This is a genomic window from Shewanella dokdonensis, from assembly GCF_018394335.1.
Classification (GTDB): domain Bacteria; phylum Pseudomonadota; class Gammaproteobacteria; order Enterobacterales; family Shewanellaceae; genus Shewanella; species Shewanella dokdonensis.
Genome location: NZ_CP074572.1, coordinates 2,784,203 through 2,806,916, shown reverse-complemented (window position 1 = coordinate 2,806,916; position 22,714 = coordinate 2,784,203). Strand labels below are relative to the sequence as shown.

Here is a 22,714-nt window from a genome sequence, read left to right as displayed (position 1 = left end):
ATGATTGCCACCCAGGATCGGCTCCCGAATTCACATAAGGAAACAGCATGCAAACCCTGGCTCAAACCCTAGCCAATCAAGCTATTCCGGCATCGCTGGCGCAACTGCTCCAGACCCTCGCCTCGACCTCTGTCGCTATCAGCAACGCCGTGCGCCGTGGTGCATTGGCTGGAGTGCTCGGCAGCACTGACCACGAAAACGTGCAGGGTGAAACCCAGAAGAAACTGGACGTGATCACCAATGAAATGCTCAAAGAGGCATTGCGTGCCGACGGTACGGTGCGGGCATTGGCGTCTGAAGAGGAAGATTTCCCGGTAGTGCTTGGCGATCACGGTGATTATCTGGTGTGTTTTGACCCACTGGATGGTTCGTCCAATATCGACATCAACTCGCTGGTCGGCACTATTTTTTCAGTATTGCCAGCACCACAAGGTGAGGTGAGCGAGCAGAGTTTCCTGCAAAGTGGTCGCCATCAAGTGGCCGCCGGTTATGTATTGTATGGCCCGGCAACCATGCTGGCACTGACCACAGGCCACGGTGTGCAGCTGTATACCCTCGACCCACAAAACGGTGAATATCTGCTGACCAATCCAGCGGTCAGCATCCCTAAAGACACCGCCGAATTTGCCATTAACATGTCTAATCAGCAGTTCTGGGAAGCCCCAATGCAGACATACATTGGCGACCTGCTGCTGGGTAAAATCGGCCCACGTGAAAAATCTTTCAATATGCGCTGGATTGCCGCCATGGTGGGAGATGTGCACCGGGTGCTGAGTCGCGGTGGTATTTTTACCTACCCCACCGACAACAAAAATCCGCAAAAACCTTACAAACTGCGTTTGATGTACGAAGCCAATCCTATGTCATTGCTGGTGGAACAGGCGGGTGGTAAATCCAGTACCGGCTATCAGGATATTCTCGACATCCAACCACAAGCGATTCATCAACGGGTGGCGGTTATCCTAGGTTCTGCTAACGAAGTGGCGACCTGCCTGGAATACCATGCAGTCGACTACAGCGAAGAACCCGCGCTGTAATCGGTAAACTCTGGCGGTTTGCCAGCGTTGGCAAGCCGTCAAATCGCGTTATAATAGCCGCCACATGACGCTAATCGCGGCGATATCGCCAAGATTCCACTGAGAGTGAAAGGACAAATAAATGAGCTTACTTGCTGTGCCTGCGGGCAAATCCCTGCCAGACGATATCTATGTCGTGATCGAAATTCCTCAGAACCACGATCCCATCAAGTATGAAGTAGACAAAGACACTGGTGCCCTGTTTGTAGACCGCATGATGACTGCACCCATGTTTTACCCATGCAACTACGGCTACGTGAACCAGACCCTGAGCCTGGACGGTGACCCAGTTGACGTACTGGTGCCAACCCAGTACCCACTGCAACCCGGCAGCGTGATCCGTTGCCGCCCGGTTGGCGTGTTGAAGATGACCGACGAATCTGGCGAAGATGCCAAAATCGTGGCCGTACCACACGACAAAGTCTCTAAAGAATACAAACACATCCAAGATGTGAACGATCTGCCAGCACTGCTGAAAGCCCAGATCAAACAGTTCTTTGAACACTACAAAGATCTGGAAGAAGGCAAATGGGTAAAAGTTGACGGCTGGGAAGATGCCGCTTCTGCCCGTGCGGAAATTCTCACCAGTGCCGAACGTTACAATCAAGGTAAGTAATTTACCTTTGGTTGGCCGTTCGCTGGAAAAAGCCCGCCTTGCGGGCTTTTTTGTTTTTGTAGACTAACGGCAATGGCTTACGCCATACCAAGCTGCGCTTGGCAGAAGCTATCACTGCGTGATTGCAAACTGCGTTTGCGAAAGTCGTGAGCTGTCGCGCTCACACTACGAGACAAGGGGGCTGATCAGCCTCGAATAACATCCATGTTTAACGGCCAGCTCAATGAAAGGGACTCCTCCCCCTCTGCTAAGCTAGCAGATACGGTATCTAAGTACCCAAATTGGGCAGGAGGAGTCATGAGTAAGCTTAATGTCATTGGAATTGATTTGGCAAAGAACATTTTCCAAATTAGCTGCGTCGACAGCACTCAACGAACAGAAGTTCTCAACAAAGCCATTAAGCGAAAAGACCTGCTCAACTTTATGCGTAACCAGCGTAAAAGCCGAGTATTTATGGAAGCCTGTGGTGGTGCTCATTATTGGGCACGACAGATTCAACTGTTAGGGCATGAAGTTCATATGATTGCCCCACAGTTTGTTAAACCGTTTAGAAAAGGCCATAAGACAGATGCTAATGATGCGTTAGCCATTGCTGAGGCTGGTATGCGTGTCGATATGCGCTTTGTGCCGTTAAAAAACCTTGAACAACAAGATGTTCAAGCTATTCATCGAGTGCGAGAACGTCTGATAAAACAACGGACGCAAATCATTAATCAGACACATGCCATATTGCTCGAATTTGGCATCGCTAGTGCCAAAGGTCAGCCAGCACTGAGAAGAACGGTACAGCTAGCTTTAGAGAATGCTGAAAACGAGTTGTCGCCAGTGATGCGAGCATTACTAAGCGAAGAGATGCAGGAAATTAATGTATTGAACGAACGACTTAAACAGATGGACTTGCAGGTCTCGCAGCTTAGTCGCTCAATTAGTGCATGTGCTTTGATCTCCGAGCTAGAAGGTATTGGTCCAGTGACAGCCACCATGCTTTATAGTGCATTAGGTGATTGCAGAGCATTCAAGCGAGGCCGAGAAGCATCCGCCTACATCGGTGTAACGCCAAAACAATTTAGCAGTGGCGGTAAAGCTAACTTGATGGGGATTGGACGAACACGGCATGTGACGTTACGAGCAGCTTTAGTACGGGGAGCATTAGCCGTCATAAAAATGCTAGGTGATAAAGAAGATGCAAAAAGCCAATGGCTAAGAGAGCTAATCGCTCGGGCTGGCAAGAACAAAGCGGCGGTTGCTTTGGTAAATAAGACAGTTAGAACAGCCTGGGCATTGATGAGTAAGCAAGAAACCTACGATGCACATTATCGTGAAACTGTTGGTGCATAAGATACTGACAAACCAAGTTGTTGAGCAACAATCGATGAGAAAATAGGTTAGACCTTCCCATGTAAAACCTGTTGGATGACGTGGCAAGAAATGCCGAATTCTCGCTAAGGAACATGGGAGCGCGCCATTCATTAGGGTCAGGAGATCGCAACTCCAATAAAAGACCGACTATACGCACGCTCGACTTATTTTTATCAAAGATCGCTGTTCACAAACGGGAGGAGTCCCTATACGTCATCCATGACTCGATTGCTCAATGGCTGCCCAACACTCCCTCGCCACGCTCTAACTGCTTGTCGTCACAGCTGCCGCCTTAGCTCAATGTCGTATTTTCTGCAGCGCTTCTATCAGACAGTCGCTTTTCCACCGTCTTCTAGATCAATTTTTATACGTTTTTCTATTGTGTTCAGTGAGATATGCGCATAAGTTGAGCGGTATGGATGCGTGAAATGCGACATCGTGTCGTGATTAATTCCGACAGCATGTCGTCTAAATACTGTTATAGCGAAGGAGAGCTTATGGAACCACCATATATTGCTATAGATTCAACTTACAAAGTTTTAGAAAATGAGGCTGTTACATCAGAAGTTATTGATTCCTATATTCAAATGACCTCTATGAACATGCTTGATGTGGAGAAGAGGATTGAACATGTTTTAGAGTTGATTACCTATAGAATGGACTACTGGGAAAGGCTAATTGACGGCGCAGATTCACTTCTTTGGATCAAATCTAAAGGTCATGGCTGGGCAATGTACAAGCAAAATGTTGGCTGTGGTTATATTCGACTATACAGGCTGCAGCCTTCTCCTAAGATGGATCACCGTAGAGACTCTCCATGGACGAGAGGTAATTGGATAACGCTTAACTCAGAACGAGAGCTTTTTAATCTTATTGACTCTCAAGAAGCAAGTTATGTATTTAATGCATGGAAAGAACACAAATTAAAAGTACTAGAACAGCCCACTAAATTTGCTGAAGGAAGACTTGCCAACACTAGTGTTGAGCAAGTAATTGTTGCTTCCAAGGGGGATGGTTGCGCAATATGTGGAGACAAAGCTACACATAGAGCTGCGACTACCATGGGTGATGATTCGGCTGTAATGATTGAAATTTCATTGTGTAAATCTCATGAATATGACGTGAACGAACATTCGTGTGTGTTAGCCTTTTTCGGTACTCTATTTTTCTTAAACTTGGAAATCCCTGACCTCATAATGTTGGACCATATTCCTGATAAACTTATAGAGCCCATTTTTTCTATCATTTCATCAAACTTAGGAGCAACTTTCACACCTCCCCAAAAAGGTAATAATGGTTGGGAATCACGCTTTGTTATGGACGACGGTTGGTATTGGTTACTTCGATTAAACAATCTAAAAAGTTATGCTTACATGCTTTTCGATGACTCAAATAAACAGTTGCATAGAATCGACTCTGCGCCAGATCACCCTGACATCCCATTTGGACCAGATCACCAGCATATAAATCCAACAAAGAAAAATCACAAAATTGAACCTAGCTTTACTTATGGAATTCCCCTTTTGATTTCCCTTTATTACATAAAAGTAAGCGAATGCATCAAAATTCGCTATAACAATCAATTTAATAGGGATTCTCAACGCTTGGCATTTTTGGTTCTACTTCAAATTTAGTGTTTATGACACAATGCTTTAGGTGAGGTGGTAGCGTTGTTCACCCCTTAATTGGGCGTTAGGCTAAGTCGAGAAAATATATGACAAGATTTGGATTGTTTTTAATAGTGGCGGGTGTTATTGGCATCGTTTTTAACGGTTATACGTATCTTAAATTTCGTCAAATAAAGAAGGCCATAGAAAGTGACGGTGATTCCTTTGAGGGTTCCGCACCATTCATCGAATACAATGCCTCTATGTTCTGGATAGCTAGTGTTTGTGTTCCAGCCGGTTACTACTTGGCTTTTGTTAAAAGTGGTAATTGGCTAAACATTCTTGGGTTACTTTTCGGTTTATACGGAGTAAGTGGTTTTATCCAGTCGTTTCGCGTTCACGACACTATGAATGAAATAATAAAGGCTGGCCGTGAGCCGAATTCTTTACAGTCATCACTTTGGTCTACTCGTATTATAGGAATTATATGTATCTCAGTAGGTGCGTACCTATTTTTGTAAAGCCTAACAAAACCAGCTACAAACGCCAGCCAGCTGGACTCGCACCTATGGCGCTCGCCTGAGCTGGCGTCGTTAGACCAAATTTAATCAATGAGAATATGATGACACTAACTAAAGACATTCAAAGGAAAGAAGAAGAGCTTTCTTCGCGGCTTGAATGTATGCGCGAGGAAGCGTTGGTTCGCTTTTCCCAAATCGTTGGTTGCAAATCGAATGTTCATCAAATGCACGCTCACATTGGTAGAAATAACAACACCTTTGTAGACAGTGTGCGGATGCAATTTCACTCTCCAGAAGACTTTATCGCGCGGTGGCTTAATGGGCTTACAAAACAAATAATTGAGCGAAAAGAGGATATCGCCCGTCGTCGCCATTTCGGGGATCGCAAACGAACAGAAGAAATAATCCCAGAGATGCTTCAGAACGAGCTTCTCCGTGAATACATTCATCGATTTTTAGAGAGGAATTTCTACCGTAATTTTGAAGCACGAGTGAGAGCAAAACCCGATCAAAACCTTTGGCAAGTCTGGTTTGGTTCGGGGAAGCTGGTATGGGGGCTTTTGATCTCACCGACACATCGATTTGGCGAATGGACAAATGATAAGAGCCAGATGCGACGTGAAAATTATGCATACTGGACCATCGAACATGTTTTGGAGACTGGCTTGATAGCCCCAGAAAGTGAAGAGCCTGTGATATTTCCAGATATTCAGGCGTTCCTAACCTTTTACCAAACGGTATTGGCTCGTGTCTCTAATTCGGAGTATGAGCAAGCGATTTCAACGCGATATCTGGACTACATCAGGGAAAGCGACGCCCCAGAGTCTGTACCTTTGTTAATTCCAGAGCTTCGGTACGCAGGTAAAGAGGCCAAACACCTTTATCGCTTAGATTTTTCAGTACTTAACTCGTATACTATGAGAATGGTTGCTTTTGAAATAAGCCCGGCATCTTCGCATATGTCGATTGCTGGGAGTACTAAAAAACTCAAAAGACATTCAACGAAGAGCTTTCGGTGAAGTGGAGTAAAGAAGCAGATAAACGCAACGCTTATTTTGAAAAGTACGGTATAACAACCGTCACTTTTACCGACACAGATTTATCTGACGTAGATCAGTGTTGGGAGCATATAAAAGGTATCCTAGAGGAAAGGTCTTCTGGCCCATTGACGGTAGAAGGTGCTGAACGCGAGCTACAAGCTGCTTATGCTTTTGTGTCAATCTAACAAATGCGACAACGGGATCGATTTGTCCCTCTGTGCGCCACAAATTGGTCTAGTACGCAGTCGTTATATTTGTAATCAGATTTGGTGGAATTAATGAGTAGTGTCAATCAATATGCAACCTGGGAGCTGTTTTTAGGCGAAGTTTCTCGGAATATTAGCCCAAATAAAGAAGACATTGTTGCATCGTTATCGTTTCTGCAAGAGCGCCAACTTTGTTCAAAAGAGAGATTTGATGCAATAGTGGCTGTTCGGTATAGATGAACAAGCCATTAATGAGTATCTTCATCCTCCAATGGACTTTAAGCAAGCGAATATTAAAGCCGAGTTAATACACTTCGGTAGCGTTTTTGAGGGGTTGCTTGAGGTGTTGGTGGTTAATTTATACAAAAATAAAAAAATCACCCTAGAAAAGTACAATAATTGGATTTCTTCATCAAAAGCTAAAGAATTGGTTATCAATGGTGAGCGACTAGCCAAGAAAAATAATAGTGGTAGAGTTCAAGCCATGACCTTTAAAGCTGCCATAGATAGTTTAAAAGCATGGAATAAGCATGAAAATAATGAAAACTCAGATATAGCCGACCTAATTCGAGTGATTGATATGTTGCGACAAGAGCGTAACTCTGTGCACATTAATCAAATGGTAGAAACAAGTATTCAACATGAAGAGTACAGGTTAGTTGAAGTCCGAGAAAAGTGGCTTAAGTTTGTAAACATCGTAAACAAACAAATATAACAAAGCATTTAAGAGTGATTCGAAACGCTCCCCATTTTCGTTTCGTTCAAAGTATAGGCAATAGCCGCTCACGCCTTAATGCGGCGTTAATTGGAATGAAAACATTCACCTATTTTTCCGCGCTTAACACACTGAATTGTCAGACAACACCAATTCCCCTTGGCGCAGCGCAGGTGCGTTGGGCAGCCATTGAGCAATCGAGGCATGGATGCCGAAGAAGCCGCGCCGAGGAATGGATTCCGAGTTGGTGGCGATTTGTGAAAATGGCCAACCATAAGCCCGTAGTGTTTTGCGCCGTGGGGCGGTATGGGATTTATAAGGGCGAATACTCATCTACGATGAGTGCGCTTATGAGCGCGAGCCACGGATGGCGAGCTGGCCGTTTAACATGGATGTTATTCGAAGCCGTCTAGCCCTTTATCTCGCAGTGTGAGCGCGACAGCTCACGACTTTGCCAAGCGCAGCTTGGTAATGGCACCAGCCATCAAGCTTATCAAATGTGCAACGTTCAAACTAAACTCATACCTTTTGACTTCACTGGCCGGTTAAAATATTAAACATGGTAACTTTGCTAACCTCTAATTCAGTTTGGTAAATTGAAGGAATTGTTTTTTCTGAAGCTTTAAAGGCGCAAATTTGGTATGAGATTCGCTTAAAATCACCATTATTTTGCTCTAGTTTATCTTCTAGCTCTTCAGGCGATTTATTTAGTTGCTGTGATGATCTTATTTCTTTTAATAAACCATCTTTAATTCTTTCATAGCAAATATAAATGGTTAATTCCTGTGTTCCATATGCTCTAAAGAGTTTCAGATATCGGCCACGCAATGAGAATATCTTCTTACTCATCTCATTTGAAAGTTGCTTCAATTTATTATTGGAAATGCCTTTACTGCATGCCGCATTCAAGTATTCATCAGTAGCCGACTGAGCTTTATAATACGCATCCATATAATTTTGATAGATACCATTATCCAGTCCTAACCTTTGATAAAGAGGGGCAAGTTTTTCAATTGATTTTTGCTGTATATCTGAAACACCTTTTTTGAAGTCTGCAATGTCAGATCTGACATTTTTGTTGAATTCATTTAAGGCATTGGCTTTGCACGATAATGTTGCTGCCGAACTATTAACACTGAATAAAAGTGTAAGAATCAAGGATACTAAAATAAATATTCTATTTTGCACATTTACCTCCACTGTAGATGACATTCTATATGAGTAGTAGACATCAACTATATAACATATCTTTAACGATACAGTAAAAATGGAGACAGTCACTAATTTGAGATCAGCGAACACACTGACTTCTCGGACGACACCAATTCCCGTAGCATTTTGCGCCGTGGGGCGGTATGGGATTTAGAAGGGTGAATACTCATCTACGATGAGTGCGCTAATGGCGCTAGCCATCAAGCTTATCAAGCTCGAACAGTGCAACGTTCAAACGCTAAACGAGCTGGCAACACCAATTCCCCTTGGCGCAGCGCAGGTGCGTTGGGCAGCCATTGATCAATCGAGGCATGGATGCCGAAGAAGCCGCGCCGAGGAATGGATCCCGAGTTGGCGGCGATTTGCGAGAATGGCAAACCAGAAGCACCGCAGCGTTTTGCGCCGTGGGGCGGTATGGGATTTATAAGGGCGAATACTCATCTACGATGAGTGCGCTTATGAGCGCGAGCCACGGATGGCGAGCTGGCCGTTTAACATGGATGTTATTGATGGACGAGCATCGCCCCTTGGTCGCAGTGTGAGCGCGACAGCTCACGACTTCACCAAGCACAGCTTGGTATGGCGCAAGCCATCATGCTTATGCAGCAACCGCAGGTTGCAATCACGCAGTGATAAATCTTAGGCGCACCAGTTGGCAGGGCGCGGCCTACAAATCCAACCTTCGGCTGAAATCCCAAATTTCAGACAAAAAAAACCGGTGGGGGAACCACCGGCGTAAACGCAACATGAAAACCTGAGAGACTCAGGATTGATATGCCTGATTGGGGTTTCAGGCGACGATTACCAAATCCCAGAGGACGGTAATCAAACCGTGAGTCACCACCATTGGCAGTGACTGCAAAACATTATGAAAAAATCCACGCAAACACTGGCGCACCAATCACCATGGTGATGCCAGCAAATATCATAGTCAGGCTGGCAACCACGCCTTCTTGTTGGCCGATTTCAGTGGCCTTAGCAGTGCCAGAACCATGAGCCGAGGCGCCTAGTGCCACCCCTTTACCCAAGGAGGTGTGGATATGCGCCAAACGAAACAGCGGCTCACCGATTACCATGCCGATAATCCCGGTTAACATCACTAACATAGCAGTCAATTCGGGTACGCCACCAAAAGATGTGGTCGCCTGCATGGCAAACGGAGTAGACACCGAACGTACCAATACGCTGTGACTTAACTCGGCCGGTAGTGGTACCACTTGTACCAATAACCAAGTCGAGGTCAACCCAAAATCACCCCCGCCAGCACTCCGAAACTGATAGTGATGGGGTACTTACGGATCAATTGCCGCTCACGGTAGATAGGCAAGGCAAAAGCCACGGTGGCAGGTGCCAGTAAGGTCACCAACCAATGGGTATATTCAAAATAAGTAGGTAATGGAATAGACAGCATTACCACCATCACAATCACTACCACTGGCGCCATAATACTGGGCAGTAACCACCAGGTTTTATGACGACGATACAGAGCCTTGGCTGAATAATAACTGGCGACAGTTACCGCCAAACTTAACAGCGCCAACAATGTCGACTGGCTCATAAATTGATGTTACCTCGTGCTTTTTGCCGCGCCATCTGCCGTTTAAGGTTTAATTTCCGTTCAAAACGGAATACCCTGTCCACCACAAAACCGGTGCTGAGCAACACGCTGGCGGAGCCAACCACTAGGGTGAACAGAATGTTCAGGCCGTATTGCTCTAACAGATTTTCGTACTTCAACACTGAAATCATAGGTGGAATAAAGAACAGCAACAGGTCACCGATAAACCAAGCGGCACCGAGTTGCAGTGCTTTTTCCGGAATAATTTTAAGTGCCAGTGCCAGCAACACCACAAATAAGCCGATCACGCTGCCAGGGATTGGCGAGTGGATCGCGGTTGCAACGGCATGTGCACCCCAGGCCAATAAGCAGATAAAACCAATCTGCAATAACGCCGCACTGTAGTGCTTGCTTTGAGCAAGCAACAAACGGCAGCGATGACCGTGGGACGAACGAAGATAGCTTTGCATCACACCACCAAAAAATTCCTTATTGGCTGTTATTGTAGGGTGGTATTTTAGATAAAAAAATGAATATTAATAATAGATAGAATTCCTGTAGGTTATTGTATGGACCTCAAAGTTATTCGCTATTTTATTGAAATTGTCGATCACTGTGGTTTTGCCAAAGCCGCAGAGGCAATTCATATCACCCAGCCGGCCTTGTCTAAAGCGATCAATCAGCTGGAAGACGAGCTGGACTTAATCCTATTGGAACGCGGCAAACGCGGTAGCCAACTGAAACCTACTGCCTCTGGTGAAGTGGTATATCGCTACGGAATGCAGCTATTAAAAGTAAAACAGGAGATGCACCAGGAGCTGGAAGCTCAGCGCAGCCTCAACGCCGGAGAATTGCATCTGGGATTGGCACCGCTGGGCAGTGCCGAGATTTTTGCGCCAGTAATCGCCCGTTATCGCAGCCTATATCCTAAAATCGCCATGCAACTGTTCGTGCGTGGTGGCATAGAGCAAACAATAGCGTTGAAGAAACGCGAAGTAGAGCTGGCAACGGGCATCATCTCATTTGATGAAGAGTTTGAAGGTTTTTGTATTCGCCGTAATCCTATGGTGGTGGTAGTTCCCAAACAGCATCCGCTAGCGAGCCAGCCACAACTGACCCTGAAACAGTTGGAAGACACACCACAAATTCTGTTTGATGAAGAGTATGCCTTACATGAACTGGTGTTCAGCGGTTGTGTTAAAGCCGGGTTTATTCCTAAGGTTGCCACCAAGGTCAGCCATCCAGATTTTGGGATAACACTGGTGGCTGCGGGAACTGGCGTGATGATTATGCCGGGATTCATCGCGGAACGACATGCCGTTGCCGGTGTCAGCCGCGTACCATTATCCACAGACGACCTGATCTGGGAACTGTCATTGTTCTGGCGCAAAGGGCATCCGCTCTCTTTTGCGGCACAGGCGATGGTAGCCCTGATCCGTGAACAGTTAGCCGCCGAGCCCGTATGACAACGCCCCCAACGCTACATATTGGTATGGCCATGTGGTCTCACCACCGCTGGCAAGACAGTGTTTATGGCGGTAATGCGGCCACCACTGAGCGACTAGCACGTTATGCCCAAGTGTTTAACAGCGTTGAAGGTAACACCAGCTTTTATGCCACCCCACTGAAAACCGTTGCCGCAGATTGGGCAGCAGCGGTTCCCGCATCATTTAGGTTTACCTTTAAATTACCCCAGACCATTACTCATCAGTTGCAGTTACGCCATTGCCGTGATGAATTGCGCGCCTTTTTCGACGCCATGGCGCCGTTAATACCAATCACCGGGATGTGGCAAATTCAACTACCGGCGGCTTTTGGCCCAGAAGCGCTGCCACAACTGCAAGCTTTTTTGCCGTGGTTGCCACAAGGTTTGACGCTAGGCGTAGAGGTGCGCCACCCGGCATTTTTTGCCAAGGGCACGGCAGAAACCCAGTTAAACCGCTGGTTACTCAGCGAAGGCGTAAACCGTATCATCATGGACAGCCGTCCGCTATTTGCCGCCAAGGCAGATAACCCAGTGATCCTGGACGCACAGCGCAAAAAGCCCAGAGTGCCAGTACATGCCATTGCCACAGCCCAGCAACCCGTAGTGCGATTTATTGGGCAACTGGATCTGGATAACAGTGAACAACTATTCACGCCCTGGCTGGCAAAACTCAGTCAGTGGCTGGATGAAGGTCGTACACCCTACTTGTTTGTACATACCCCGGATAATATTGCGGCACCGCAACTGGCCGCCCGTTTATGGCAGCGTTTAATCGATTACCGTATGGCTCACGGCTTATCCACGCTCGAAGCACTGACTCTCACCCATACCACCCGACCACAACTCAAGCTGTTCAGTTGATCTCACAACTCTCAGTGATAGCGACATTTCCAATAGTAGTGGCTGATACTTAACACATTTCCCTAGCAACTGTGTAGGAGTGCATTAGACTGGTAATAACAGCCAACGATGGGGAGATGCAATGTTTTCGTTGATGCAGATGCAAGCAATGCTGGCAGCATTGCCAGATCCTGTATTCATTCTCACCCGCAGTGGTAAATATGCCTATATTTTTGGCGGAACAGATCAGCGTTACTACCACAATGGCGCCTGCCTGATTGGCCGTTTTTTCTCAGAAGTATTAGTCGCTGAAAAAGCCGATTGGTTTATGCAGCAGATAGCGCAGGTGTTGCAATCTGGCAAGATGATGATCGTGGAATACCAACTGGCGGGTGCTGATGTGCTGGGGTTAGAAGATGGGCCCGATGACGCAATTTGGTTTGAAGGTCGGGTACAACCGCTGGGATTTCAGATAGACGGCGAAGACGCGGTGTTATGGGTGGCCAGTAACATCAGCGCGCGGCATATGTTGCAGCAACGGCTGCAACACTTAAGTGAAGTCGATGAGCTGTCCCACCTGTACAACCGCCGCAAGCTACGCAGCCAGCTTAATCGTCAGCTCAGTCTGTTCCACCGTCACCACACCCGCTGTAGTTTATTGGTATTCGATCTCGACTTTTTCAAGCAACTCAATGATGCCTGCGGTCACCCAACGGGTGATAGTGTAATTGAAACCGTTGGCCGTATCTGCCTACAAACAGTACGCGAAGAAGATCTCGCGGCCCGCTACGGTGGTGATGAATTTGCGGTACTGATGCCACATACCGATACCCAACAAGCCTGGTGTCTGGCAGATCGCTTGCGCCGAAAAATCCAGCAGGTGTTGTTGCAGATGGATCTACCGCAGATCTGTACCAGCATCAGTGGGGGATCAGTGAATTTCTGCCACTGGATGACAAAGTTGAAGCCCTCGTTCAACGGGCAGATCGCGGGCTGTACATGGCGAAGAATCTGGGACGCAACCGCATCTGTTGTGAGCATCCCGACTAAATTCAGCCACAAAAAAGCCGACATATCGTCGGCTTCTGTGGCAATCAGTTCATCAGGCTTCTGGGCGCATTGCCGGAAACAAGATCACGTCGCGGATGGTGTGGCTGTTGGTGAACAGCATTACCAAGCGGTCGATACCAATGCCTTGACCTGCGGTTGGTGGCAAGCCGTGTTCCAGTGCGCGGATATAATCACCGTCATAGAACATCGCTTCATCGTCACCCGCATCCTTGGCCTCTACCTGCGCTTTAAAACGTCGGTCTTGATCTTCGGCATCGTTCAGCTCGCTAAAGCCGTTCGCCACTTCACGACCACCGATGAAAAATTCAAAACGGTCGGTGATGAAATCGTTGTCATCGCTACGGCGCGCCAGCGGTGAAATATCTGCCGGATAACCAGTGATAAAGGTTGGCTGCATCAGTTTTGGTTCAGCAGTTTCACCAAAGATCTCTTCCAGCAGTTGACCACAAGTCCAGAAAGATTCCAGTTCCACACCCACATCTTTCGCCAACTGCCGCATAAAGGCTAAGTCTTTGACGTTTTCGTAAGTCATCGCCTGAATGGTGGCGTTATTTGGGTTGTAGTGCTGAATCGCTTCCAGCATGCTCATGCGCGCATAGGGGCCACCAAAATCAATGGTGTGTTCGCCATAAGCCACTTTGGTGTCACCCAGCAGTTTACGTGCAATGGATGACAGCATCTCTTCGGTGAAATCCATCAGATCGCGGAAATCAGCGTACGCCATATAGAATTCCATCATGGTGAATTCTGGGTTATGGCGTGGTGACAAGCCTTCGTTACGGAAGTTACGGTTGATTTCGAACACCCGCTCAAAACCGCCCACCACCAGACGTTTCAGGTACAGTTCTGGGGCAATACGCAGGTACATATCGATATCCAGCGCATTGTGATGGGTGATAAACGGCCGGGCAGATGCGCCACCGGGGATCACGTGCATCATGGGGGTTTCCACTTCCATGAACTCTTTGCTTTCCATAAAGCTGCGGATAGCACCCACCACTTTAGAGCGCATTTTGAAGGTGTTGCGAGATTCTTCGTTAACGATCAGATCCACATAACGCTGGCGATAACGGGTTTCCTGATCGGTCAGGCCGTGGAATTTTTCTGGCAGCGGCCGCAGGGCTTTGGTCAGCAGTTGGTACTCTTCCATATTGACGAATAGGTCGCCTTTATTGGAACGGTGCAGTTCACCTTTAACACCAATGATATCGCCGAGATCCAGCCCCTGATATTTCTCTTTCAGATCTGCCTGAACCGCTTTATCAGCGTAAACTTGGATGCGACCGGAAACGTCCTGCAACACCATGAACGGGCCGCGTTTGGCCATCACCCGCCCTGCAATAGCGGTGTGAAAGCCCAAGGCTTCAATTCTTCCTTGCTCTTATCGCCGAACTGGCTTTCCAGCTCGCCGGATTTGTGCGTACGACGGAAGGTGTTAGGGTGACCATTGGCCGGGCCGGTTTCACGATAATGTTCCAGCTTGGCACGACGCTCGGCAATCAGCTTGTTTTCATCCAGTTGTTCAGTCATTTCAGTTTCTTCTCTACTTACAGCCCGGATTTAAGGCTGGCTTCAATAAATCTGTCTAAATCACCGTCAAGCACCGCTTGGGTGTTACGGGTTTCTACACCGGTACGCAAATCCTTGATGCGGGAATCATCCAGCACATAGGAACGGATCTGGCTGCCCCAGCCGATATCGGATTTCAGCTCTTCGGCGGCCTGTTTTTCGGCGTTTTTCTTTTTCAACTCCAACTCATACAGCTTGGCTTTCAACTGTTTCATGGCCGTTTCCTTGTTTTTATGCTGGGAACGGTCATTCTGACACTGGGTCACGGTATTAGTAGGAATGTGGGTGATACGCACCGCGGATTCGGTACGGTTTACGTGCTGACCACCGGCACCAGAGGCACGGTACACGTCAATCCGCAGATCGGCCGGATTAATATCAATATCAATCGAGTCATCAATTTCGGGGTAAACAAACACCGAACAGAACGAGGTATGACGGCGACCACCTGAGTCAAATGGTGACTTACGCACCAACCTATGCACCCCAGTTTCGGTACGCAACCAACCGTAAGCATATTCACCGCTGAACTTGATAGTCGCGCTCTTGATACCGGCGACTTCACCGTCCGAGACTTCAATCAGTTCTGGACTGAATTGGTGTTCTTCACCCCAGCGCAAGTACATACGTAAAACCATTTCGGCCCAGTCCTGCGCTTCGGTGCCACCGGAGCCGGACTGAATATCCAGGTAACAATCGGAAGCATCGCTGTCACCAGAAAACATCCGGCGGAACTCCAGTTCTGCCAGTTCCTTTTCCAGTTTGTCCAGCTCATGGCCAGTCTCGTTGAAGGTGTCTTCGTCATCTTCTTCAACCGCCAGTGCCAGCAGCTCTCCCACATCGTCAAGGCCCTGATCCAGATCATCGATAGTTTCGACCACCTTTTCGAGGGACACACGCTCTTTACCCAAGGTCTGTGCCCGTTCCGGGTCATTCCAGACATCGGCGCTTTCTAGCTCGCGGACAACTTCTTCTAGACGCTCTTTCTTGGCGTCATAGTCAAAGATACCCCTAAGGAGGTCGGTACGTTCCGCCAGTTCCTTGATTTTGTTTTTTACCGGATTTACTTCAAACATGTAGACTCTACTTTGCTTAATTTTAACGTTAACACTATATGCAAGCCGCGCATTTTAACCCAAGCGTCCGCTGAAACCTATCACGACAATCCAGATTGCCGAAAAAATCCCACTCTTTAGCTGGGACAAGCTCAGCAATACAAAAAAACAGCGCCCGCAGGCGCTGTGAATAGCTGGATTAACCGGTTAGACGCGGAACTGCCCGACCAACTTGCCAAGACGTTCGCCGCTGCCAGACACCATCTCACTCATGTGGGAAGCTTCTTCGCTGGACTGGGTCAGTTCAGAGACAATCTCTTGGATCTTATAGATATTGTGATTGATTTCCTCAGTTACCGAGCTCTGCTCAGTAGCCGCAGTGGCAATCTGGGTACTCATATCGTTAATCGCCGTGACCGATGAAGTTACCGCTCCCAGACTTTCGGAAATTAACCGTGAAGACTCAACGCTGCGTTTACAGTTCTGCTGGCTTTGATCCATCGCGGCAACCGCCTGACCAACCAGTGTATGCAGTTCACTGAGCATTTCATTGATCTCTAGCGTGCTGGATTGAGTACGGCTGGCCAGATTACGCACTTCGTCGGCCACCACCGCAAAACCACGCCCCTGTTCACCGGCGCGCGCAGCTTCGATAGCGGCGTTAAGTGCCAGCAAGTTAGTCTGCTCGGCAATGCCGCCGATAACGGTCAATACGCTGTTGATTTTCTGTGATTGCTCATTCAGTGCCTGAATATGCGCCGCCGCGTTATCAATCTCGCTCATTAAGCTCGACACTTCTGTCAACGAGGTATCGACACAATCCTGAGCTTTCGCCACCTCAGCAGTTGCTTCATGAGTAGCTTCAGCAACCTGATTGGTATTGCTGGCAACTTCCTGCGCAGTAGAGGACATTTCGGTAATCGCCGTCACCACTTGATCGGTTTCCTGATTGTGGTTAAACAGCTGCTGGGCAATGGCTTTGCTCTGGGCATTGATATGGTGCGCAGCATCATTCAGTTCGCGGGTACAGCTAGCCACATCCTGCATAATGCTTTGCAGCTTGTCGACAAACTGATTGAACGCTTTACCCAAATGGGCAATTTCATCGTTGCCGGTCACCTGCAGCCGTTTGGTCAGGTCGCCCTCACCTTTGGCAATATCATCCAGATTGCGCAGCATATTGATAATGGGGTTTACCATCCGGCCCGACAGCAAGTAGACGACTATGGCACTGGCAAACACTATCAAGGCGATGGCACCCAGTACCACCCAGATCTTGTTAATGATTGCTGCCTGTGCATCATCACGGTAACTGGCCACAGTGGCATCAATATCATCGATGTATGCCCCAGTGCCTAAGATCCAGTCAGTTCCTGGAACGGTGACAACATAACCTATTTTATCCACTAACCCGGTAGTGCCTGGTTTCTGATAATAAAAGTTTAAAAAGCCATCGCCACTACGAGCGGTTTTAAGCAGACCCTGCACGATTTTGATCCCTTTCGGATCGGTCATGTTTATCTGTTCGGTGCCTTCCAGTTTTGGCAAGAGTGCGTGGAACAGGTTTTTGCCTTGTCCATCATAAATATAGAAGTAACCCGCCTTGCCAAAACGTACATTACGTAATGCGGCGTTCACATCACCATTATGTTCACGCTGATAAGTAACAATCTCCTTCGCTACCTCAGTTACGTGCACTAATTCCTGACGGCGCTCATTAATCAGCTTGCCGCGGAATTCCTGCACCGTTTCGGTCAACGAAGCCGATTCCATTACATAAGAAAATATGGCAACTGCAATCCCCCCAACAGCAAAGGTAACAGCGCCAACAACAAAACCTTATTGCGTACACCTAGATTCATCACTGCAAAATCCCCGGTCACGGATGGAGTGATTGAAGTATAACGTATTAGAAAAATATGTTGTTAATACTTTGGTAAAAAGGTGCTGATTTTACTTAATTAATGTGATCAATATTGACACACTTATACAGCCTAAAATCAGGTAGACAATATGCAGTTTCCATAATCGCAACAGCAGCATACCGACAACAACCAGCGCCATTTGCCACGGCTGTTGCACCGCCGAAACAAACACTGGCTGGTATAGGGCACTCAGCAGTAATCCGACCACTGCGGCATTTATTCCCGCAATAGCCGCCGCAATGTTTGGACGTTGTTGTAATGCCTGCCAACCGCGGTTAAACGCCAGTACCAGTAAAAAACCCGGCAGAAAAATCGCGCAAGTTGCCAGTAGCGCCCCTATCAATGGTTGGCTTTGCCATAACTCGGCACCAAGAAATGCCGCCAGACTGAACATTGGCCCAGGGACGGCTTGTGCCAAAGCATAACCACTGAGGAACAGATCGGCATCCATGTTTCCAGCTACCCGACTTTGCAACAGCGGCAGCACCACATGACCACCACCAAACACCAAGGCGCCTGTCTGATAAAAGTCACTGCACAGCTGCCAAATACCGCTGCCACTGAATGACAACAGCAGCAGTACACCGAATAACCATAACGGCCACCAGCGAATATTGGCAGACGAAAACCCTGAACTGGCCGTATCAGTGCGGCAAGCTAAGCGCCCCAGTAATGCAGCCAGCAGCAATACCAGTAGCTGAACTACGGCAAATGGCAGCAACAGCACAATGGCTGCGGTTAACAAGGTAATAGTGGCCGTAACACGCTGCTGACAATACTGGCGCGCCATACTGATAACGGCATCAGCCACCACCACAACCGCCAGCAATTTTAACCCCTCGATTGCGGCGGCAACCAATGGTTGGCCACTAAGAACCAGACCAAAACGTGCCAGCAGATACATGAGTAAAAATGACGGCAGGGTAAATCCAATAAAGGCGGCGATTGCCCCAGGTAACCCACCGCGCAGATAGCCCAGCGAAAACCCTACCTGACTGGAACCCGGCCCCGGCAAAAATTGGCACAGCGCCACTGTCGCCGCATACTGCTGTTCGTCGAGCCAGTGCAGCTCTTCCACAAATACCCGCCGGAAATAACCGATATGGGCCGCCGGGCCGCCAAAACTGACCAGCCCCAACAATAGAAAGCGGATAAAGATCTGCCACATAGCATGACTCCCAAGAAGACCTGCTTTAGCATAGCCTCGATTGTGATAAATACTGTGGCAGAAAGATGACAGCGAATCTGTCAGGCAATACGGCTCAACAATGCCAACACTTCAAAATGCTCGGTATGGGGGAACATGTCGAACAGTTGCACCCGTTGTAAACGGTATCCGTCAATGACCGCCAGATCTTGGGCCAAGGTTTTTGGGTTACAACTGGAATACAGAATATGAGCTGGCGCAAACGCACTGAGCTGGCGGCATAACGTTTCACCAATGCCGCGCCTAGGGGGATTAACAATCACGACATCCGGGACGTCCAGCGCCGCGTTACCCAGCGCAAAGTCGGTAGAGTCTAATGCCTGAAAACTGACATCTGCTAGCCCCAATTCTGCGGCCGATAACTGTGCGCAGGCGATTGCCTCAGCCTCAATCTCAATACCAGTCAAATGGGTGCTTGCAGTAGCACAGTGCAACCCAAAGCCGCCCACGCCACAAAACAGATCCCAAATAGCCGTTGCCGCCAACGGTTGCAACCAGTCGCGGGCACTTTGATAAAGCGCCGCAGCAACTTGCGGATTAGTCTGAAAAAGCTTTTGGGACGAATGTACAGCGGCACATCGTTGAACACCTCCCGTAACCGTGGCGCGCCAGCCAGCCAGATCTCCTGCTCCCCTTCTAACCGCGCCATATGCACAGGTTGCAGATTTACCGTTACCACTTTGATAGCGGGAAACGCCTGCAACAATGTGGGCAATTGCTGTTCTATGCGGGCAATAGCATCGGCCGAACGCAGCACAAAACGCAGCATAAACTCACCACTGACTTGCGCTCGCGTCAGCAGGATATATTTCAGCTCACCTTTAGCCTTATCTACTCGGTAGGGCGGTATTCCGGCTTGTTTAACAAATAGTTGCAAGCGCTGCAGCAGTTGCTGCATATCTGCCGGGTACAAAGGGCAATCACACAGATTGACCGGTTCGCCATCAGGGCCGGGGATCCCAAGGACTGGCTGATGTGCCGCACCCAATACCACCATTTTGGCCTTGTTGCGAAAGCCACTATCCGCGCCACTGACGGGGGCAACCATTCGGCTGCCGCAAACGGTAATAACAACTGTTGTAATGACGCCTGTTTGGCCGCTAATTGCGCCGATATTGGTTGTTGTATATGGCGACAGGACAGACAACGCCCCGCTGAAAAATGATGGCAAATCACAATAAATCCCGAAGCTGAAAAGATATTTTGCCGCTGCAGATCGGCTCGCGGCACACTTTAGCGGCTTTAACCGCAAAAATCACCCCAACTGCAGATTATCCACATCGGCAACCCATTGCCGACGCCCGAGCTGTTGTTCAATCCGTAACAATGCCTGGCTTGGCCGTACTGCGAAAAGTGGTGAGCTTGCCACCATACAAAGACAGAATATGCGGATGTGACGGCTGGCTTAGGAACTGGACTTCACGTGTGCGAGAAAAAGCGGAACTGCTCCCGCACGGCAATACACGCATGCCACTAAAACTACTTATAATTTTGCTTTCCAGCGTGTCCGTCCCCCCGCCAGCGGGAAATAATGGCAATAAATGCCCAGCAGATAGTAGGTTTCTTCCTTGGTGAGTTGAGGCTCAGGCGTGTCACAATGCGTTTCGGTAGTGCCCAACAAGGTTTTGCCATGCCAAGGCATGACAAAGACCACCCGCTCATCAAAGCATGATTCCAGATACAATATTCCTGGAGGCGCGGGTAGGTCCAACAGCAGATGACTGCCCTGCACCCATTCAATGGCCGGGGCCGTCAGTGCTGGCTGCACGCGTGCTAATAGTTCATTGACCCACGCGCCAGTGGTATTGACCAGCATATGGCAATAGACCTCATGCGCCACGCCATGCTGCTGATATTGCACCAGACAACCTTTGGCATCGTGCTGAATTGCCGTGCATTCACTATGCTGCCAGACCTCAGCCCCCAACGCCGCAGCACTTGCCACCACGGCTTCGGTCAACCGTTTATCATCGGTCTGGGCATCCCAATACTGAAACAAATGGGTCATGCCTGCCAGTTTCAGACCTGGGAACTGCGTCCACGCCTGCGCTGGTATCGACTGAAAGCGACCAAGCGGATCTGGCTGGCTCAACATGCCATATAAACTCAGTCCCGCACGAATGGTAAACGCGCTACGCCGACTATCACGATAAATGGGAATGTAGAACTTAACTGGATGCACCAGCGAGGGCGCCAGTTGCAGTAATTCACGACGTGCCTTGAGCGCTTCGTAGACCAAAGGGAGCTGCCCGCTTTCCAAATAGCGCAGACCACCGTGGATCAGCTTGCTAGATTGTGAGGAAGTCCCCGCCGCGATAGTCGATTTGTCCAGCAACATCACAGAGTATCCCGCCGCGGCAGCCCGTTGGGCGATCCCCGCGCCATTAATTCCGGCACCAACAATCAGCAGATCCAGCACTTTCATCAACGGTTATTCCACTAACTGTGACCATAACTGGTCACATAACTGTTTAAGTTCGGTTAACTGCGCCGGTGCTAACCCGGTGCGACAAAACATCTGTCGCGGAATACTCATTGCCGATTCCCGTAACGCCAGTCCATCGGCTGTCAGTTCCAGCACTCGCATCCGTTCATCCTGTTGACTACGACCACGGCAAACCAGCCCTTTGGCTTCCAAACGTTTTAGTAGCGGTGTTAGCGTTCCAGAATCCAAATGTAGCTGTTCACCTAACAGTTTGACGCTGATGCCGTTTTGCTGCCACAGCACCATCATCGCCAAATATTGGGGGTAAGTCAGTTGCAACTGCTCTAAGTAGGGACGATAGGCACGCACCATGGCATTGGCGGCACTATACAGCGAGAAACACAGCTGATTTTCCAGACACAACGGATTTTCCGGCAATGGTTCACTCATACAGGCACACTCACAAAACCACATCGAATTGCACACAATATACTGGTATCTGCTGCAAATATCGATCTCCGACCATGAGCAGTAGCAACCCTGCAGTGAAACAGTTGGCTAAGCCATATTGGCTATCGCTGACTTAGATAACCGCAACAGGTCAAAAAACTGACAAGCCAACGGATAGCGGCAGGAATCCGACAAAGCGGTACATCCGCCAAATTATTGTCTAACATATTGTTTTTAATGATTATTTATTTAAATTTACAAGATCGGCAATTGCTTTTAAAGCAGCGATCAAGTAGTTTGCCTATATCTGGATGATTGGCCCAATGGGTTCCACAAGGAGGGGATAAATGCGTTGTTTGGCACTTGGCACAATCTTAAGTTGCTTGCTGTCAGGGCCGGTGATAGCCGCCTGCTCGGACGAGCAGAAACTAGGTCAAATCACTTACGCTAACAACAGCTCCTATTTTTCACCTGCTGATAGCCGCGATCTAGAGCAGATCAAACAGCAAGCTAGCGATAAAAAACAGGGCTATCTATTGTTGGAATTCAATCTGTTCCCTAGCGCTGATGATAAAAAGCTACAGCAATATAACCTGTGGTTGGCCAATCGTCGCATTGAACGGGTCAAAAACTACCTGTCTGCCGCTAATTTGCCACTGCCCATAATCACCCGCATTCGCACCGCCGCCCCTGAAGAGAGGCGGGATGTGGATATTTTGTGGTGCCCCAGCTCAACCTTGGCAACTAACGAGGGCACCGAAAAGCGCTGACACGCT

At 48.3% G+C, this 22,714-nt stretch carries 17 protein-coding genes and 6 pseudogenes; 12 read left to right on the top strand and 11 right to left on the bottom strand.

The window, feature by feature from the left end; translation table 11 throughout:
• The first annotated feature begins 47 nt into the window (after positions 1-47).
• The 8 genes from KHX94_RS13495 (at position 48) to KHX94_RS13460 (ending at position 7,140) form a co-directional block, all read left to right on the top strand.
• On the top strand, positions 48-1,037 hold the full coding sequence (locus KHX94_RS13495; protein WP_213681044.1) for a class 1 fructose-bisphosphatase: 990 nt from the start codon (positions 48-50) through the stop codon (positions 1,035-1,037).
• A gap of 121 nt (positions 1,038-1,158) precedes the next feature.
• A complete protein-coding gene (gene ppa / locus KHX94_RS13490; RefSeq protein WP_213681043.1) occupies positions 1,159-1,692 on the top strand; it encodes an inorganic diphosphatase in 534 nt (177 codons plus the stop codon).
• Positions 1,693-1,989: 297 nt separating this feature from the next.
• The gene (locus tag KHX94_RS13485; protein WP_213681042.1) at positions 1,990-3,030 is read left to right on the top strand and encodes an IS110 family RNA-guided transposase; all 1,041 of its coding nucleotides are present in this window, start codon (positions 1,990-1,992) and stop codon (positions 3,028-3,030) included.
• A gap of 518 nt (positions 3,031-3,548) precedes the next feature.
• Entirely contained in the window at positions 3,549-4,685 is a 1,137-nt protein-coding gene (locus tag KHX94_RS13480) for a toxin-antitoxin system TumE family protein (protein ID WP_213681041.1), read from the top strand.
• An 80-nt stretch (positions 4,686-4,765) separates the two neighbouring features.
• Positions 4,766-5,179 carry a hypothetical protein gene (locus KHX94_RS13475; protein WP_213681040.1) on the top strand — a complete coding sequence of 138 codons (414 nt, stop codon included), beginning with the start codon at positions 4,766-4,768 and terminating at the stop codon, positions 5,177-5,179.
• Positions 5,180-5,277: 98 nt separating this feature from the next.
• The gene (locus KHX94_RS13470) at positions 5,278-6,198 is read left to right on the top strand and encodes a hypothetical protein (RefSeq protein ID WP_213681039.1); all 921 of its coding nucleotides are present in this window, start codon (positions 5,278-5,280) and stop codon (positions 6,196-6,198) included.
• On the top strand, positions 6,195-6,404 hold the full coding sequence (locus tag KHX94_RS13465; protein ID WP_213681038.1) for a hypothetical protein: 210 nt from the start codon (positions 6,195-6,197) through the stop codon (positions 6,402-6,404). The genes KHX94_RS13470 and KHX94_RS13465 overlap by 4 nt, the downstream gene beginning before the upstream one ends.
• Positions 6,405-6,696: 292 nt before the next feature.
• Positions 6,697-7,140, top strand: a complete 444-nt coding sequence (locus tag KHX94_RS13460) for a hypothetical protein (protein ID WP_213681037.1) — start codon at positions 6,697-6,699, stop codon at positions 7,138-7,140.
• Between the two features lie 123 nt (positions 7,141-7,263).
• Here KHX94_RS13460 and KHX94_RS13455 read toward each other — a convergent pair whose 3' ends face one another.
• From KHX94_RS13455 to KHX94_RS13440, 4 genes and pseudogenes are all read right to left on the bottom strand, one after another.
• Positions 7,264-7,473, bottom strand: a complete 210-nt coding sequence (locus KHX94_RS13455) for a hypothetical protein (protein WP_213681036.1) — start codon at positions 7,471-7,473, stop codon at positions 7,264-7,266.
• 201 nt (positions 7,474-7,674) lie between these two features.
• Positions 7,675-8,328 (bottom strand): hypothetical protein, encoded by a 654-nt coding sequence (locus KHX94_RS13450; RefSeq protein WP_213681035.1) that lies wholly within the window; start codon positions 8,326-8,328, stop codon positions 7,675-7,677.
• Positions 8,329-9,218: 890 nt separating this feature from the next.
• A pseudogene (locus KHX94_RS13445) lies at positions 9,219-9,910 on the bottom strand (LrgB family protein).
• On the bottom strand, positions 9,907-10,380 hold the full coding sequence (locus KHX94_RS13440; RefSeq protein ID WP_213681034.1) for a CidA/LrgA family protein: 474 nt from the start codon (positions 10,378-10,380) through the stop codon (positions 9,907-9,909). The pseudogene KHX94_RS13445 and the gene KHX94_RS13440 overlap by 4 nt, the downstream one beginning before the upstream one ends.
• A 99-nt stretch (positions 10,381-10,479) precedes the next feature.
• On the opposite strand from KHX94_RS13440, the gene KHX94_RS13435 reads away from it, so the two are divergent.
• The 3 genes and pseudogenes from KHX94_RS13435 to KHX94_RS21500 all read left to right on the top strand — a co-directional run.
• Positions 10,480-11,376 carry a LysR substrate-binding domain-containing protein gene (locus KHX94_RS13435; RefSeq protein ID WP_213681033.1) on the top strand — a complete coding sequence of 299 codons (897 nt, stop codon included), beginning with the start codon at positions 10,480-10,482 and terminating at the stop codon, positions 11,374-11,376.
• Entirely contained in the window at positions 11,373-12,257 is an 885-nt protein-coding gene (locus tag KHX94_RS13430; protein ID WP_244859156.1) for a DUF72 domain-containing protein, read from the top strand. The genes KHX94_RS13435 and KHX94_RS13430 overlap by 4 nt, the downstream gene beginning before the upstream one ends.
• A gap of 121 nt (positions 12,258-12,378) precedes the next feature.
• Positions 12,379-13,158, top strand: a pseudogene (locus KHX94_RS21500) (GGDEF domain-containing protein); the annotation flags it as partial.
• 180 nt (positions 13,159-13,338) lie between these two features.
• On the opposite strand, the pseudogene lysS reads toward KHX94_RS21500, so the two are convergent.
• The 7 genes and pseudogenes from lysS to ohrR form a co-directional block, all read right to left on the bottom strand.
• Positions 13,339-14,837, bottom strand: a pseudogene (gene lysS / locus KHX94_RS13425) (lysine--tRNA ligase).
• Between the two features lie 17 nt (positions 14,838-14,854).
• Entirely contained in the window at positions 14,855-15,952 is a 1,098-nt protein-coding gene (gene prfB, locus KHX94_RS13420; RefSeq protein ID WP_213681032.1) for a peptide chain release factor 2, read from the bottom strand.
• Positions 15,953-16,138: 186 nt separating this feature from the next.
• Positions 16,139-17,796, bottom strand: a pseudogene (locus KHX94_RS13415) (methyl-accepting chemotaxis protein).
• A gap of 88 nt (positions 17,797-17,884) precedes the next feature.
• Positions 17,885-19,024, bottom strand: a complete 1,140-nt coding sequence (chrA, locus tag KHX94_RS13410) for a chromate efflux transporter (protein WP_213681031.1) — start codon at positions 19,022-19,024, stop codon at positions 17,885-17,887.
• 80 nt (positions 19,025-19,104) lie between these two features.
• Positions 19,105-20,239: pseudogene (rlmC, locus tag KHX94_RS13405) on the bottom strand (23S rRNA (uracil(747)-C(5))-methyltransferase RlmC).
• Positions 20,240-20,318: 79 nt separating this feature from the next.
• Positions 20,319-21,488, bottom strand: a pseudogene (locus tag KHX94_RS13400) (glycerol-3-phosphate dehydrogenase/oxidase).
• 6 nt (positions 21,489-21,494) lie between these two features.
• Positions 21,495-21,938, bottom strand: coding sequence for a transcriptional regulator OhrR (gene ohrR, locus KHX94_RS13395; protein ID WP_244859155.1), 444 nt, complete (start codon positions 21,936-21,938; stop codon positions 21,495-21,497).
• A gap of 347 nt (positions 21,939-22,285) precedes the next feature.
• Here ohrR and KHX94_RS13390 point away from each other — a divergent pair, with 347 nt between their 5' ends.
• On the top strand, positions 22,286-22,708 hold the full coding sequence (locus KHX94_RS13390) for an OmpA family protein (protein WP_213681029.1): 423 nt from the start codon (positions 22,286-22,288) through the stop codon (positions 22,706-22,708).
• Positions 22,709-22,714: the final 6 nt, after the last annotated feature.